The sequence below is a fragment of the Rhodococcus sp. AQ5-07 genome (assembly GCF_009707305.1).
GTDB lineage: Bacteria > Actinomycetota > Actinomycetes > Mycobacteriales > Mycobacteriaceae > Rhodococcus_F > Rhodococcus_F erythropolis.
Genome location: NZ_CP046099.1, coordinates 2,225,821 through 2,239,169 on the forward strand (window position 1 = coordinate 2,225,821; position 13,349 = coordinate 2,239,169).

General features: G+C 62.8%; 14 protein-coding genes. 7 read left to right on the forward strand and 7 right to left on the reverse strand.

Annotation, left to right across the window (positions count from 1 at the left end):
* Window positions 1-28: 28 nt before the first annotated feature.
* Window positions 29-517: a hypothetical protein gene (locus GJB56_RS10145; protein ID WP_037134446.1), complete on the reverse strand. Its 489-nt coding sequence runs from the start codon at window positions 515-517 to the stop codon at window positions 29-31.
* Window positions 518-644: 127 nt separating this feature from the next.
* On the opposite strand from GJB56_RS10145, the gene ctaE reads away from it, so the two are divergent.
* The 4 genes from ctaE (at window position 645) to qcrB (ending at window position 4,975) form a co-directional block, all read left to right on the forward strand.
* Entirely contained in the window at window positions 645-1,256 is a 612-nt protein-coding gene (gene ctaE, locus GJB56_RS10150; RefSeq protein ID WP_020908101.1) for an aa3-type cytochrome oxidase subunit III, read from the forward strand.
* Window positions 1,257-1,320: 64 nt separating this feature from the next.
* Window positions 1,321-2,172 (forward strand): cytochrome bc1 complex diheme cytochrome c subunit, encoded by an 852-nt coding sequence (qcrC, locus tag GJB56_RS10155; protein WP_020908102.1) that lies wholly within the window; start codon window positions 1,321-1,323, stop codon window positions 2,170-2,172.
* Window positions 2,169-3,311 (forward strand): cytochrome bc1 complex Rieske iron-sulfur subunit, encoded by a 1,143-nt coding sequence (gene qcrA / locus GJB56_RS10160; protein ID WP_020908103.1) that lies wholly within the window; start codon window positions 2,169-2,171, stop codon window positions 3,309-3,311. Before qcrC ends, qcrA begins: the two co-directional genes overlap by 4 nt.
* A gap of 59 nt (window positions 3,312-3,370) precedes the next feature.
* Window positions 3,371-4,975 (forward strand): cytochrome bc1 complex cytochrome b subunit, encoded by a 1,605-nt coding sequence (gene qcrB / locus GJB56_RS10165; protein ID WP_044480654.1) that lies wholly within the window; start codon window positions 3,371-3,373, stop codon window positions 4,973-4,975.
* A 151-nt stretch (window positions 4,976-5,126) separates the two neighbouring features.
* Here qcrB and GJB56_RS10170 read toward each other — a convergent pair whose 3' ends face one another.
* A complete protein-coding gene (locus GJB56_RS10170; protein WP_020908105.1) occupies window positions 5,127-5,423 on the reverse strand; it encodes an antibiotic biosynthesis monooxygenase family protein in 297 nt (98 codons plus the stop codon).
* A gap of 66 nt (window positions 5,424-5,489) precedes the next feature.
* Here GJB56_RS10170 and GJB56_RS10175 point away from each other — a divergent pair, with 66 nt between their 5' ends.
* Window positions 5,490-5,879: a DUF3224 domain-containing protein gene (locus tag GJB56_RS10175; RefSeq protein WP_020908106.1), complete on the forward strand. Its 390-nt coding sequence runs from the start codon at window positions 5,490-5,492 to the stop codon at window positions 5,877-5,879.
* A gap of 107 nt (window positions 5,880-5,986) precedes the next feature.
* On the opposite strand, the gene GJB56_RS10180 is transcribed toward GJB56_RS10175, so the two are convergent.
* Window positions 5,987-6,403: a cytochrome c oxidase subunit 4 gene (locus GJB56_RS10180; protein WP_003941723.1), complete on the reverse strand. Its 417-nt coding sequence runs from the start codon at window positions 6,401-6,403 to the stop codon at window positions 5,987-5,989.
* 39 nt (window positions 6,404-6,442) lie between these two features.
* Window positions 6,443-7,507 (reverse strand): aa3-type cytochrome oxidase subunit II, encoded by a 1,065-nt coding sequence (ctaC, locus tag GJB56_RS10185; RefSeq protein ID WP_113683675.1) that lies wholly within the window; start codon window positions 7,505-7,507, stop codon window positions 6,443-6,445.
* Between the two features lie 319 nt (window positions 7,508-7,826).
* Between ctaC and asnB the strand changes: the two genes are divergently transcribed.
* Window positions 7,827-9,752, forward strand: coding sequence for an asparagine synthase (glutamine-hydrolyzing) (gene asnB / locus GJB56_RS10190; protein ID WP_019748911.1), 1,926 nt, complete (start codon window positions 7,827-7,829; stop codon window positions 9,750-9,752).
* A gap of 63 nt (window positions 9,753-9,815) precedes the next feature.
* On the opposite strand, the gene GJB56_RS10195 is transcribed toward asnB, so the two are convergent.
* From GJB56_RS10195 to GJB56_RS10205, 3 genes are all read right to left on the reverse strand, one after another.
* Window positions 9,816-10,793: a carbohydrate kinase family protein gene (locus GJB56_RS10195; protein WP_003941700.1), complete on the reverse strand. Its 978-nt coding sequence runs from the start codon at window positions 10,791-10,793 to the stop codon at window positions 9,816-9,818.
* Window positions 10,794-10,989: 196 nt separating this feature from the next.
* Window positions 10,990-11,340, reverse strand: a complete 351-nt coding sequence (locus GJB56_RS10200) for a HesB/IscA family protein (RefSeq protein WP_007730053.1) — start codon at window positions 11,338-11,340, stop codon at window positions 10,990-10,992.
* Window positions 11,341-11,489: 149 nt separating this feature from the next.
* Window positions 11,490-12,557, reverse strand: a complete 1,068-nt coding sequence (locus GJB56_RS10205) for a glycerate kinase family protein (RefSeq protein ID WP_113683676.1) — start codon at window positions 12,555-12,557, stop codon at window positions 11,490-11,492.
* 134 nt (window positions 12,558-12,691) lie between these two features.
* Between GJB56_RS10205 and GJB56_RS10210 the strand changes: the two genes are divergently transcribed.
* The gene (locus GJB56_RS10210) at window positions 12,692-13,348 is read left to right on the forward strand and encodes a DUF3043 domain-containing protein (RefSeq protein WP_007730051.1); all 657 of its coding nucleotides are present in this window, start codon (window positions 12,692-12,694) and stop codon (window positions 13,346-13,348) included.
* Window position 13,349 lies beyond the last annotated feature (1 nt).

Here is a 13,349-nt window from a genome sequence, read left to right on the forward strand (position 1 = left end):
AGGTAGCAAGGAAACCGAATAGGGCCGCTCAGGTCTTTCGGCGACCGCGTTTGGGCGTCGCCTCCGCAAGAATCGGGGGCTGGAGCGCGTCCCACCCGGCGACCGAACCACCGAGTCGCTGCGCCAGACCGGCCATTCGTGATCGCTCCTGGGAGCAATGCAGGGCGTCGAGGATTTGGACACGCTCGAAGATGACGCGAACCGAATTCTCGACCGCCTGAGTCACGTCCTCGGGCCGACTCGCGCCTCGCACATATCCGTCCTGAGCGACGATGTTCTCGGCATCGGCAACCGAGTCCTCCGGCAGGTCGAGATGGTGCCGCAGAACCACTTCGGACTCCGCCCGAAACTCCGGCTCGGTGGAGCCGGCACGTTCGAGTGCGGTCGAACTCGCCTCGGCGTCGTCGAAGCCCTCGGCAACGACGACCAGATCCGACCGCCCCGCGTCGAGCGGCGTCGGAATCTTCGTGCCGAAAATTCTCAGGAACCACGGTCTACTCTTGTGTGTAGCTGCCATCGCGCCAGCATATTCCGACCACGCCACCAGCGCGTTCGCCGCCCGATCCCGCGAACTCGAGCCGAGCGACGCGCCGATGGTGGACCCGAGTGGTCGTCTCTTACGACGAAGCGTCATACTTCTGTCTGTGACGAGCGCAGTAGGGACTTCAGGATCGGCAATCACCCAACGCGTGCACTCGCTGAACCGGCCGAATATGGTCAGCGTTGGCACCATCGTGTGGTTGTCAAGTGAGCTCATGTTCTTCGCAGGGCTCTTTGCCATGTACTTCGTGGCACGAGCTCAGGCGAACGGAAATTGGCCGCCGGAGCCAACCGAATTGAACCTGTATCTGGCCGTGCCGGTGACCTTGGTGCTTATCGCATCTTCGTTCACCTGCCAGATGGGTGTCTTCGCGGCTGAGCGTGGCGACGTCTTCGGACTTCGTCGCTGGTACACGATCACCTTGATCATGGGGGCGTTCTTCGTCTCCGGCCAGGGTTACGAGTACTACCACCTTGTGCACGAGGGCACCACGATTTCGAGCAGCGTGTACGGCTCGGTGTTCTACATGACCACCGGCTTCCACGGCCTGCACGTCATCGGCGGTCTCATCGCCTTCGTCTTCTTGATCGCACGTACCCGGGTCAGCAAGTTCACGCCCGCCCAGGCCACCGCCGCGATCGTTGTTTCGTACTACTGGCACTTTGTCGACATCGTGTGGATCGCGCTGTTTGCCACGATTTATTTCATCCGTTAATCAGCTGTACGCCCCAGGCAGCCCCTGACGTCCAGTTCCGTCCCGACATACCAAAGGGATACAGATGAGTTCATCCCCCCCTCCCGCATCCGATAACTCAGCGAATGCCGCGAAGTCGCGTCGCCAGCGGAAAATCCGCCGGCGCGTTACCGGCGCGCTCGTATTGATGATGGGATTGATCAGCGCAGGTTTCCTCGCTTCGGCGTTGACACCAGCTCCGCAGGTTGCGACCGCCAGCGACGATTCAGCAGCCCTGATTCGTGAAGGCAAGCAGCTCTACGACACGTCATGCATCACGTGCCACGGCGCGAACTTGCAAGGCGTGCAGGACCGCGGTCCCAGCCTCATCGGCGTCGGCGAAGCAGCCGTGTACTTCCAGGTCTCCTCTGGTCGTATGCCCGCAGCTCGCAACGAGGCCCAGGCTGCACGCAAGGACCCCAAGTTCGATGCTGCGCAGACCGACGCCCTCGGCGCTTTCATCCAGGCCAACGGCGGCGGCCCGACGCTCATCCGCGACGAGAACGGCGAAATCGCCCAGTCCTCGCTGCGCGGTGGCGACATCGGACGCGGCAGTGAGCTCTTCCGGCTCAACTGCGCGTCGTGCCACAACTTCACCGGCCGCGGTGGCGCACTGTCCTCGGGCAAGTACGCCCCGGTCCTGGATCCGGCCAGCGAGCAGCAGATCTACGCTGCCATGGTTACCGGCCCCCAGAACATGCCGAAGTTCTCGGATCGTCAGCTGACGATCGAGGAGAAGAAGGACATCATCGCCTACGTCAAGTCGTCGGGCGAGTCGAAGGACCCCGGTGGGTACGGGCTCGGTGGCCTCGGTCCGGCCTCTGAGGGTCTCGCCATGTGGGCCGTCGGAATCATCGCTGTCGTCGGTGCAGCATTGTGGATCGGAGCAAGGTCATGAGCGACGCTGGCCAGCATGGCGGCGATACGCCTAAGAAGTACACAGATGAAGAGCTCGACGCGATGTCACGCGACGACCTGGTCAAGCTGGGTACCAATCTCGATGGCGTCGATGTCGTCTACCGCCGTGATCGTTGGTCGGTAAAGGGCACCAGGGCGGAAAAGCGCGCCGAGCGCAACGTCGCCTTCTGGTTCGGCCTCGCCGGCGTTTCGGCGATCGCATTCATCGCGATCTACCTGTTCTGGCCCTGGGAGTATGCAGGCGCCGGTGACGAGAACTACGGCAAGTACAGCCTGTACACCCCGCTGATCGGCTTGACCATGGGTCTGGCGATCCTCGGCGTCGGCATCGGTGCCGTTCAGTTCACCAAGAAGTTCATCCCCGAAGAGGTCTCGATCCAGGACCGCCACGACGGTGGCTCCACCGAGGTCGATCGTCGCACGATCGTCGCCGAGCTCGGCGACACCCTCGATACGTCCACCCTCCCCCGCCGCAAGGCCATCAAGCGCAGCTTGATGTTCGGCGGTGGCGCACTCGGCGTAATGATGGTCATGCCTCTCGGCGGCCTCATCAAGAACCCGTGGGCCAAGGGCGACGACTCACCCCTGTGGGTGTCCGGCTGGACCCCGAACTACCCGGGCGAGACCATCTACCTGCGTCGTGACACCGGCCGTCCCGAGGACATCGTCCTCGTTCGCCCGGAAGATCTCGATGCCGGTTCGATGGAAACGGTCTTCCCGTTCCGCGAGTCCGACCGTGGCGACGAGCACGCTCTGCTCGCAGCACTGCGCGGCATTCGTAACTCGGTGATGCTCATCCGCCTCCGCACGGAAGACACCGCGCGTGTCACCAAGCGCAAGGGCCAGGAGAGCTTCAACTACGGCGATTACTTCGCGTACTCGAAGATCTGCACCCACCTGGGTTGCCCCACCTCGCTCTACGAACAGCAGAGCAACCGTATTCTGTGCCCCTGCCACCAGTCGCAGTTCGACGCACTGACCTACGGCAAGCCGATCTTCGGTCCCGCTGCTCGCGCACTTCCGCAGTTGCCTATTACAGTGAACGAAGAGGGCTTCCTGGTCGCCGACGGTGACTTCATCGAAGCACTCGGCCCGGCATTTTGGGAGCGTCGACCGTGACCACAACAACAACCAAACCGTCCAAGATCAGCGCGGCAGCGGCTGGACAAGCGGAGGCTATGGACTCCCGCTACCACCTCGCCGCAGGCATGCGCCGGCAGATCAACAAGGTCTTCCCGACGCACTGGTCCTTCATGCTCGGCGAGATCGCGCTCTACAGCTTCGTGATCCTGCTGATCTCCGGTGTGTTCCTGACACTGTTCTTCGATCCGTCGATGGCACACGTCGTCTACCAGGGCGCGTACCAGCCGCTTCGTGGTGTCACGATGTCTCGCGCCTACGAGACGACCCTGAACATCTCCTTCGAGGTGCGCGGCGGTCTCTTCGTTCGCCAGATTCACCACTGGGCTGCACTGATGTTCGCGGCGTCGATCATCGTTCACCTCGCTCGCATCTTCTTCACCGGCGCATTCCGTCGTCCGCGTGAAGCGAACTGGGTCATCGGCTGCCTGCTGCTCATCCTGGCGATGTTCGAAGGCTTCTTCGGCTACACCATCCCCGACGACTTGCTCTCGGGCACCGGCCTTCGCGCCGCCTTCGGTGGTATCACGATGAGTATCCCGATCGTCGGTACCTGGATGCACTGGCTGATCTTCGACGGCGACTTCCCCGGCGACCTCATCATCCCGCGTCTCTACGTCGCTCACGTGCTGCTGTTCCCGGGCATCATCCTGGCTCTGATCGCCGGCCACCTCGCGTTGGTCTGGTACCAGAAGCACACGCAGTTCCCCGGCCCCGGCCGTACGGAACAGAACGTAGTCGGCGTCCGCATCCTCCCGGTCTTCGCAATGAAGGGTGGCGCGTTCTTCGCCATGACCTTCGGCGTGCTCGCACTGCTCGGTGGTCTGTTCCAGATCAACCCCGTCTGGAACATCGGTCCGTACAACCCGTCACAGGTCTCGGCAGGTTCCCAGCCCGATATCTACATGATGTGGACGGACGGCCTTGCTCGACTGTGGCCGGCGTGGGAGATCTACCTGTTCGGCCGCTACACGATCCCCGCTGTGTTCGCCGTCGCCCTGATCATGGGCCTCGTCTTCGCACTGTTGATCGCGTACCCGTGGATCGAGAAGCGTCTCACCGGAGACGACGCTCACCACAACATCCTGCAGCGCCCGCGCGACGTGCCGGTCCGTACCGCTATCGGTGCGATGTCCATCGCGTTCTACCTGGTGCTCACGATCTCCTGCATCAACGACATCATCGCGTACCACCTGCACATCTCGCTGAACGCAATGACGTGGATCGGCCGTATCGGCATGGTCATCCTTCCGCCCATCGCGTACTTCGTGACGTACCGGTTCTGCATCGGCCTGCAGCGCAGTGACCGTGCAGTCCTCGAACACGGCATCGAGACCGGCATCATCAAGCGGATGCCGAACGGCCAGTACATCGAGATCCACCAGCCGCTCGGCCCCGTCGACGAGCACGGACACCCGATCCCGCTCGAGTACCAGGGTGCTGCTGTCCCGAAGAAGATGAACAAGCTCGGCCTCGCCGGCAAGCCCGGTAGCGGTAGCCTGATCACCGCTGACCCAGTCGAGGAGAGCGAGGCTCTCGAAGCCGCTCATCACGAAGCTGAGCACGAGCAGCTTCAGATCCTTCTGGACTACCAGAACCGAACCAACGGCAAGTCCGATGGTTCGAGTGGAGAACTCCACTAAGAACGACAGTTGACGAGTGAGGCCCCGAACCGGATTCCGGTTCGGGGCCTCACTCGTTCTCTGAGCGATTCAATATGTACAAACCTCTAGTGAGTTCACCACTCCCCCGGTTCGACGTCTGAGCGCCGACAACAGCGGGCACGACGCCTTGCTAGACCTCGAGCACAGTTGAATAGTGCTCCACCGTCGGGAACGGCTCGTAGAAGTGGTGGAGAAGTTCTCGCCACTTCTCGTATCCCGTGGACTGACGGAACCCGATGGTGTGTGACTCCACGTCTTCCCACTCGACGAGCAGGAGATATCGCTCCGGCGATTCCAGGCAGTGCGAGAGCCGCAGCCTGATGAATCCGGGGACCTCGGAGATGATGGTTCGGGCCACATCGAACGCGGCCTCGAATCGCGCTGACTGCGACGGATCGACCTGCAGGACGGCATGTTCGAGGATCATCTACGGAGTGTTGCACGTTCTCGGGAGTCCCCTCGAGCCGTTGCCGCCTGGTGAGATACTCGGACCATGACATCCCATGCACGCGGCACCTTCGAGATCGATCTCCGCCCCGCCGATCCTGAGCTCTCCGGACGCGTCGGGCGCTTCGAGTTCGACAAGACGTTCATCGGCGGCGTCGAGGGCACATCGACCGGACTCATGCTGTCCGCGGGCGATCCGACAACCGGTGAAGCGGGCTACGTCGCTTTGGAGTTTGTCACCGGGCAGGTCGACGAAGCTGTGGGATCGTTCGCCCTGCAGCAGTTCGGTCAGATGATCAACGGAACGCAGAAGCTGCTGTACGAGATCGTGCCGGGGTCCGGAACCGGCGAGCTGAAGGGCATCTCGGGCACTCTCGAGCTAGAGATCGTCGACGGGCTGCACCGCTACGACCTCGAATACTCGCTCCACGATTGACAAAGAGCGGTTGGGTACTCGGCGCCCTCGTACCGCAACTCGTAGATACGACAACAGAGGCGCCGTACCCGGCTGGGTGCGGCGCCTCTGTTCGAGTGCGGGTGAAACTAGTGCTTCTCGGGTCCGGTGTAGTACTCGAACACCAGGCCTGCGGCTGCGGCGAGCACACAGACAACTGCGACTGCGATGAGCCACGGCTGGAAGTACGCCAGCGACACTGCCGCGAGTGCAGCTGCGGCCGCAAGCAGGATCGGCCAGAAGCTACCCGGGCTGAAGAAGCCCAGTTCTCCTGCACCATCCGAGATTTCTGCGTCGTCGTAGTCCTCGGGACGGGTGTCCAGACGACGGGCAACGAAGCGGAAGTAGGTACCCACGATGAGCGTCAGACCTGCAGACAGGACGATGGCCGTCAGTCCGGCCCACTCGATACCTGTGCGTGACAGAGCGGTGAACACTCCGTAGATGATCGCGACGAGAATGAAGAACATCGTCAGGATCTCGAAGAGCTTGGCTTCGATCTTCATATCAGCACTTGTCCTTGTTCAGTGAAGAGGCTGGCCGGCTCAGTTGCCTGCAGTGGCGACGGTTGCCTGACGGTACTCGCGGTCGGTGTTGAACGGCGTGGTCGACGTAGCCACCGGCGACTGACCGATTGCCTGCAGGGCCTCGGCGGTCGTCAGACCACCCTTGCCCTCCGCGTCGCCCTTGCGCAGTTCGATGTACTTGGCGAAGTCCTCGGGCGAAACCGCACGAACCTCGAAGTTCATCATCGCGTGGAACGTGCCACACATTTCTGCACAACGCCCGACGAACGCGCCTTCCTTCTCGATCTCACTGATCTGGAAGATGTTGTCCGAGTGGTTCTCCTTGGGGTTCGGGAGAACGTCGCGCTTGAACAGGAACTCAGGCACCCAGAAAGCGTGGATGACGTCCGAGGAAGCGAGTTCGAACTGGATCCGCTTGCCGGTGGGCAGAACGAGGACCGGGATCTCCTGGCTGGAGCCGACAGTCTCGATCTTGTCGTAGTGCAGGTAGCTCAGGTCCTCGGTGCTGTTGCCGTGGATCGGGCCGGGAACTTCTTCGCCGTGATCGTTGACAGTGGAGCCCTCGGCCTTGGCAGCCTCTTCGGCTTCGACGTCGATGCCGTTGTACTTGGCACTGCCGTCACCGAACTCGATGGAGCGGTAGCCGAACTTCCAGTTCCACTGGAATGCCGTGACGTCTACGACGACGTCAGGGTTGTCCGTCTTGTCCAGAACATGGTTCTGGACGATGACGGTGAAGTAGAAGAGAACCGCGATGATGACGAAGGGAACTGCCGTGTAACCGAGTTCGAGAGGCACGTTGTATGCCGTCTGACGCGGGAATTCCGGCGAGTCCTTCTTCTTGCGGTGGAAGATGACGGCCCAGAAGACCAGCCCCCACACCAGCACACCCATGACGAGGGCGGCTACAACCGACCACGTCCACAGCTCACGCATGCGCGTCGCCTCCGGGGTGATGCCCGAAGGCCACCCGAAACGAAGCACTTCGTTGTCGATGGAGCAACCCGACAGCAGCAAGGCAGCAATGCCCAGAGATACTGCCAGCCCCGCTCGCCGAAGGATCCGACCTTGCGCCACGTTCACGCCTTCCTGATCGCCACAAAATTCAACTAGGGCATGCCCGGAGGGAAGGCCCAATTACTACGCAGCGTAGACCAAAGCCGGGCGCTATCCATCCTCGGGTCCTCGCCCGTGTCGCGGCGGACGTCACACAGCTCTCTCAGGTGCTGCTCAGGAACGGCTCAGGTCGTTTCGGCGACGCACATCACGTCGATTCGTTCCGCCGCGATCGGCAGGGACGTCGATCTGCGGCATACTTTCGACAAGAGTTCGTTGACCTCTCCCCGACACTCGTGTCCGGGAGCCTTCTCTACAAAAATTCTGAATCGAGGAACCGGACGCTGTGTGTGGACTGCTCGGGCTACTGACATCTGGCGGAACCAGCGAGGACGCCGTCTCGCGGGTCGACCAGGCGATGCATTGCCTTCGTCACCGCGGGCCGGACGAACACGGGACGTGGAACGACGACCACCTCGTCTTCGGGTTCAACCGCCTGGCGATCATCGACATCGCTCATTCCCACCAGCCGCTGCGTTGGGGCCCGCCGGAGAACCCGGAGCGTTATGCGCTCACGTTCAACGGCGAGATCTACAACTACCTGGAGATCCGCGCCGAACTGGTCAAGGACCACGACGCCAAGTTCTTCACCGAGGGCGACTCCGAGGCCATCGTCGCTGCATTCCACTACTGGGGTGAGGATGCGGTCCGGCGCCTACGCGGAATGTTCGCGTTCGCGATCTGGGACACCGACACACGCGAGCTGTTCATCGCGCGCGATCCGTTCGGGATCAAGCCGCTGTTCATTGCTACCGGCGCCGGCGGCACCGCGTTCGGCAGTGAGAAGAAGAGCCTGCTCGAACTCACCGATCTGATCGGCATCGGTACCGAGCTGGATCCGCGCGCCATCGAGCACTACACCGTTCTGCAGTACGTACCGGAGCCGGAAACACTGCACAAGGAGATCCGACGCCTGGAGTCGGGCAGCTTCGCCCGGGTGCGTCCGGGCGAGGAACCCACGTTCACGAGGTACTTCACGCCGAAGTTCCCGGCCAAGCCTTTTGCACCTGGCACCGAGAAGGCGCGCTACCAGGAAATCGCCGAGGCACTCGAGGATTCGGTCGCCAAGCACATGCGCGCCGACGTCACCGTCGGTTCGTTCTTGTCCGGCGGTATCGACTCCACGGCGATCGCGGCACTGGCGATGCGCCACAACCCCAACCTGATCACCTTCACGACCGGTTTCGAACGTGAGGGCTATTCCGAGGTCGACGTCGCTGCAGAATCTGCCGCGGCGATCGGCGCGAAGCACGTCGTCAAGGTGGTCTCCCCCGCCGAGTTCGCCGCTGCCATTCCCGAGATCGTCTGGTACCTCGACGACCCGGTAGCCGATCCGGCATTGATTCCGCTGTGGTTCATCGCGAAGGAAGCCCGCAAGCACGTCAAGGTCGTGCTGTCCGGCGAGGGTGCCGACGAGCTGTTCGGCGGCTACACGATTTACCGTGAGCCGTTGTCGCTCAAGCCTTTCGAGTACCTCCCCAAGGGATTGCGTCGGGCTGCGGGCAAGTTGTCCGAACGCATCCCGGACGGTACTCGCGGCAAGAGTCTGCTCAATCGCGGTTCGTTGACCCTCGAGGAGCGCTACTACGGCAATGCTCGTAGCTTCAACGACGCTCAGCTCCGCGCCGTCCTTCGCGATTTCCGCCCCGAGTGGACTCACCAGGACGTCACCGCGCCGATCTACGCGCAGTCACGGGACTGGGATCCGGTTGCCCGGATGCAGCATCTCGACCTGTTCACCTGGCTGCGCGGCGACATCCTCGTCAAGGCCGACAAGATGACGATGGCCAACTCGCTGGAACTGCGTGTGCCGTTCCTCGATCCCGAGGTCTTCGACGTAGCGTCACGCGTGCCGCTCGATCAGAAGATCACGAAGGACACAACCAAGTACGCACTGCGTCAGGCCCTGGAAGGCATTGTGCCGCACCATGTTCTGCACCGTGCGAAGCTTGGATTCCCGGTTCCCCTGCGCCATTGGCTGCGCGGCACCGAACTCTTCGACTGGGCACATCTGCAGATCGAGGAGTCGGGTACCGACCACATCTTCGACAAGCAGGCCGTCGTGAAGATGCTCAACGATCACCGCGAGGGCGTGTCCGACCACAGCCGACGCCTGTGGACCGTGCTGACGTTCATGGTCTGGCACGGGATCTTCGTGGAGAAGCGCATCGTGCCGCAGATCCAGGAACCGGTGTACCCGGTCAACATCTAGGCCTTCGGCCCCGTGAGTGGTCAGGGAGTCTCCGGACTCCTCAACCACTCACGGGGCGGAGCCCTACTTCGGCAGGATCGTCGCGATCTCGTCCGCAGCCGCACTGCCGTAAGCGTCGGTAAGGCGCTTGAGGGCCTCGTCGCGATTGAACACCCACTCCTGCGTTCCCACGGTCTCGAGGATCAGCACAGCGACCAAAGATCCCAGCTGTGCGGCGCGCTCGAAGCTCAGGCCAGCGCCGTGTGCGAGCAGGAACCCGGCGCGGAAGCCGTCGCCAACGCCCGTCGGATCCACCTTGCCGGTCTCGGGCACTACGTCGACGCGCACCCAATTACCTTCGGCGTCAACAATTTCCACACCCTTGGAGCCGAGGGTGGTGACACGAATGCCGACCTGCGCACGGATCTCTTCCTCGCTCAGACCAGTCTTCTGCTGAAGCAGACCCCACTCGTACTCGTTGGTGAACAAGTACTTCGCACCGTGGATGAGCGCCTTGGCCTCGTCACCGGACAGGCGAGCAAGCTGCTGCGACGGATCCGCTGCGAACGGGATTCCGAGCAGACGGCATTCGTCGGTATGGCGAACCATGGCCTCGGGGTCGTTGGCGCCGATCAGCACCAACTCGACTGCGCCCGCAGTCTTGGCCACTGCCGCGAGTTCGATCTCGCGGGCCTCGCTCATCGCACCGGGGTAGAACGACGCGATCTGCGCCATGTCCTCGTCGGTGGTGCACACGAAACGCGCCGTATGTGCCTTGTCCGAGATACGTACCGCACTGCAGTCGACGCCGTTGTCCTCGAGCCACGTGCGGTACTCGGCGAAGTCGGCACCGACTGCGCCGACGAGTAGCGGGGACCCACCGAGCACGCCCATGGCGTAAGCGATGTTGCCGCCGACACCACCGCGGCGAATCACGAGATCGTCCACCAGGAAACTCAGCGAAACGTGGGCGAGCTGATCGGCGAGGAGCTGATCGGCGAATCGGCCGGGGAAGCGCATCAAGTGGTCGGTGGCGATGGAACCGGTTACCGCAATAGTCACGGATCGTGGCCTTTCAGCGAAGTGAGTACAAGAATGAAAGAGGAGCAAAAGTTCACGTTACCGCCCGTAGCGCCGTCATCGGCGCCCGAACCGTCAGATCGGAACGGTCTACGTACGAGTCACCACAGACAACTGACGCGAAACCGAATGTCGGTTCCGCGTCAGTTGTTTGTGAATTGAGTTGTGATCGACAGACTCAGTTGAACGAGTCACCGCAGGCGCAGGAGCCTGTTGCATTGGGGTTGTCGATCGAGAAGCCCTGCTGCTCGATGGTGTCGAGGAAGTCGATGGACGCACCTTCGACGTACGGCGCGCTCATCCGGTCGACAACCAGGTTGACGCCGTTGAAGTCGACAGTGAGGTCACCGTCGAGCGTGCGGTCGTCGAAGAACAGCTGGTACTTCAGTCCGGCACAGCCGCCGGGCTGCACTGCGATACGCAGCGCGAGGTCGTCGCGACCCTCCTGATCGAAGAGTGCCTTCGCCTTGGCGGATGCGGCCTCGGTCATCTTGACGCCGTGGGTGGCGGTCTCGTTCTGCACAGTCATGGGCTCTCCCTAATGTTCGTACCAACCCGTGAACGCTTCAACGGTACGCCGCTGCCGACTTATTCCCGCCAGTCCTTACCGGGTGCGATTCGTCTTCATCCTATCCGGTCTTCCCGACACGGCAACGGCGCGTCGACGCTTGTGGATCCTCAGCTCCGGGCGCCGCGCCAGATCTTCCACTCCCGTGCCGTGTGTTCGGCGAGTCCCTCAAGACACGCCGACGCTTCCTCCATCGCACGTTCCACCGACCCGGCGAACTCCGTCACCGATTTTGTCGCGACTATCGAGGTTGACGAATAGTCCGCCGCGTCGAGCGTCACCTGACCGGCAAAGACGAGCGTCGGAACTCCGTGTGCCGCCCCGGCCGAAGCAAGCGTCGTGACGAGTTTGCCGCGCAGAGATTGGTGGTCGAACTTGCCTTCACCCGTGATCACCAGGTCAGCGGAAGCCAATAGCGCCGCCTGGCCGGTGCGATCGGCAACGACGTCGGCCCCCGATCGCCGCTGTGCACCGAGGGCGAACAGCGCAGCACCGATACCACCCGCGGCGCCGGCACCCGGAAAATCCGACACTCGTTTTCCGGTGGCGGACTCCAACTGTTCGGCCCATCTCACGTTTCTCGCTTCGAGGACAGAGACGGCATCGGCGTCGGCGCCCTTTTGCGGGCCGAACACCGCTGCCGCACCGTGCTCGCCGAGAAGTACGTGTTCGACGTCGGTGGCCGCGACCAACGCAATGCCCGCCGTAGCCGCCGTTGCGGCCTCCAGACCGCCCAGCGCCTCCACCAGCCCACGTCCCCCGTCGGTGCAGCAACTCCCACCGAGTCCGACGACAATCGTCTTCACGCCTGCCTCGAGCGCGACAGCGATCAGTTCTCCGACACCGCGACTGTGCGCGGCGAGTGCGCTGTCCCGTGTCGGCGGACCTCCGAGCAGACCGAGCCCGACAGCCTCGGCGGACTCGATGTACGCCGTGTCCGAATCCAACAGCCACGCGGCGTCGACGCCCACGGTCAGTGGCCCAGGAACCCGTGCGGTCCGGAGGTCGCCCCCAGCCGTGGCCAAGACGTCGACGAAACCCGGCCCACCGTCGGATTGTGGCGCGGTGACGACGTCGTCTTCGGGTCGGCCACGTCGCCAACCGGCAGAAATGGACTCAGCCGCCTCGACGGCAGTCAACGTCTCACCAAACGAATCTGGAGCAACTATTACCCGCATAGCGGAAGTCTAAGAGTCCCGAATGACCCCGATGTTTCACGATCTCGCGCGTTTCAGTGCCTCGGGCGATCGGGTTTTTCAGAAAGACCGAGGTCGGTTTCCCAGACCGTGCACTTATCCAATAGCCTGGAGGTGTGAAATTGCTACGCCGCGGTGACTCAGACAACTCCGACAAACGTGACGTCGAGGGCACTGAGGCATCCTCGGCCTCCGAAGAGGCGCCCATCGAGCAGGTGGGCAAGGGCCGCCCCACACCCAAGCGTCGTGACGCCGAGGCGAAGAGGCGTGGCCCCGTTGCCCCTGCCCCGCTGACCGCGAAGGAAGCCCGCGCCCGCCGTAAGGCGACCCGCGGCTCCAAGGAGGACCGCAAGGCCGAAGCCGCCGAGCGTCGCGCATCGTCGGCAGACCGCCGCGCCCGCATGCTCGCCGGCGAGGACAAGTACCTGCTCCCCCGCGACAAGGGACCGGTTCGCGCCTACGTCCGTGATTTCATCGACGCCCGCCGCAACCTCGTCGGGCTGTTCATGCCGCTCGCATTGATCCTCATCATGACGATGTTCGTCACGCCCGCACTCCAGCAGATCGTCACGCTGGCAATGCTCGTGATGATGCTCTTCATGGTCGGCGAAGGCATCTGGCTCGGTCGCATGATCAACAACCGCGTCGCCGAGCGCTTCCCCGACAGCACCGACGGCGGATTCAAGCTCGGCTGGTACGCGTTCGTTCGCGCGTCGCAGATCCGTAAGCTGCGCGCACCGAAGCCTCGTGTGGGGCCGGGCGACGCAATCTGAG

What these genes read in the sequence shown, in the direction of transcription:
- GJB56_RS10145 (WP_037134446.1), bottom strand. Translation starts at nt 517, where the DNA reads ATGGCAGCTACACACAAGAGTAGACCGTGGTTCCTGAGAATTTTCGGC.
- qcrC (WP_020908102.1), top strand. Translation starts at nt 1,321, where the DNA reads ATGAGTTCATCCCCCCCTCCCGCATCCGATAACTCAGCGAATGCCGCG.
- qcrA (WP_020908103.1), top strand. Translation starts at nt 2,169, where the DNA reads ATGAGCGACGCTGGCCAGCATGGCGGCGATACGCCTAAGAAGTACACA.
- qcrB (WP_044480654.1), top strand. Translation starts at nt 3,371, where the DNA reads ATGGACTCCCGCTACCACCTCGCCGCAGGCATGCGCCGGCAGATCAAC.
- GJB56_RS10170 (WP_020908105.1), bottom strand. Translation starts at nt 5,423, where the DNA reads ATGATCCTCGAACATGCCGTCCTGCAGGTCGATCCGTCGCAGTCAGCG.
- GJB56_RS10175 (WP_020908106.1), top strand. Translation starts at nt 5,490, where the DNA reads ATGACATCCCATGCACGCGGCACCTTCGAGATCGATCTCCGCCCCGCC.
- GJB56_RS10180 (WP_003941723.1), bottom strand. Translation starts at nt 6,403, where the DNA reads ATGAAGATCGAAGCCAAGCTCTTCGAGATCCTGACGATGTTCTTCATT.
- GJB56_RS10200 (WP_007730053.1), bottom strand. Translation starts at nt 11,340, where the DNA reads ATGACTGTGCAGAACGAGACCGCCACCCACGGCGTCAAGATGACCGAG.
- GJB56_RS10205 (WP_113683676.1), bottom strand. Translation starts at nt 12,557, where the DNA reads ATGCGGGTAATAGTTGCTCCAGATTCGTTTGGTGAGACGTTGACTGCC.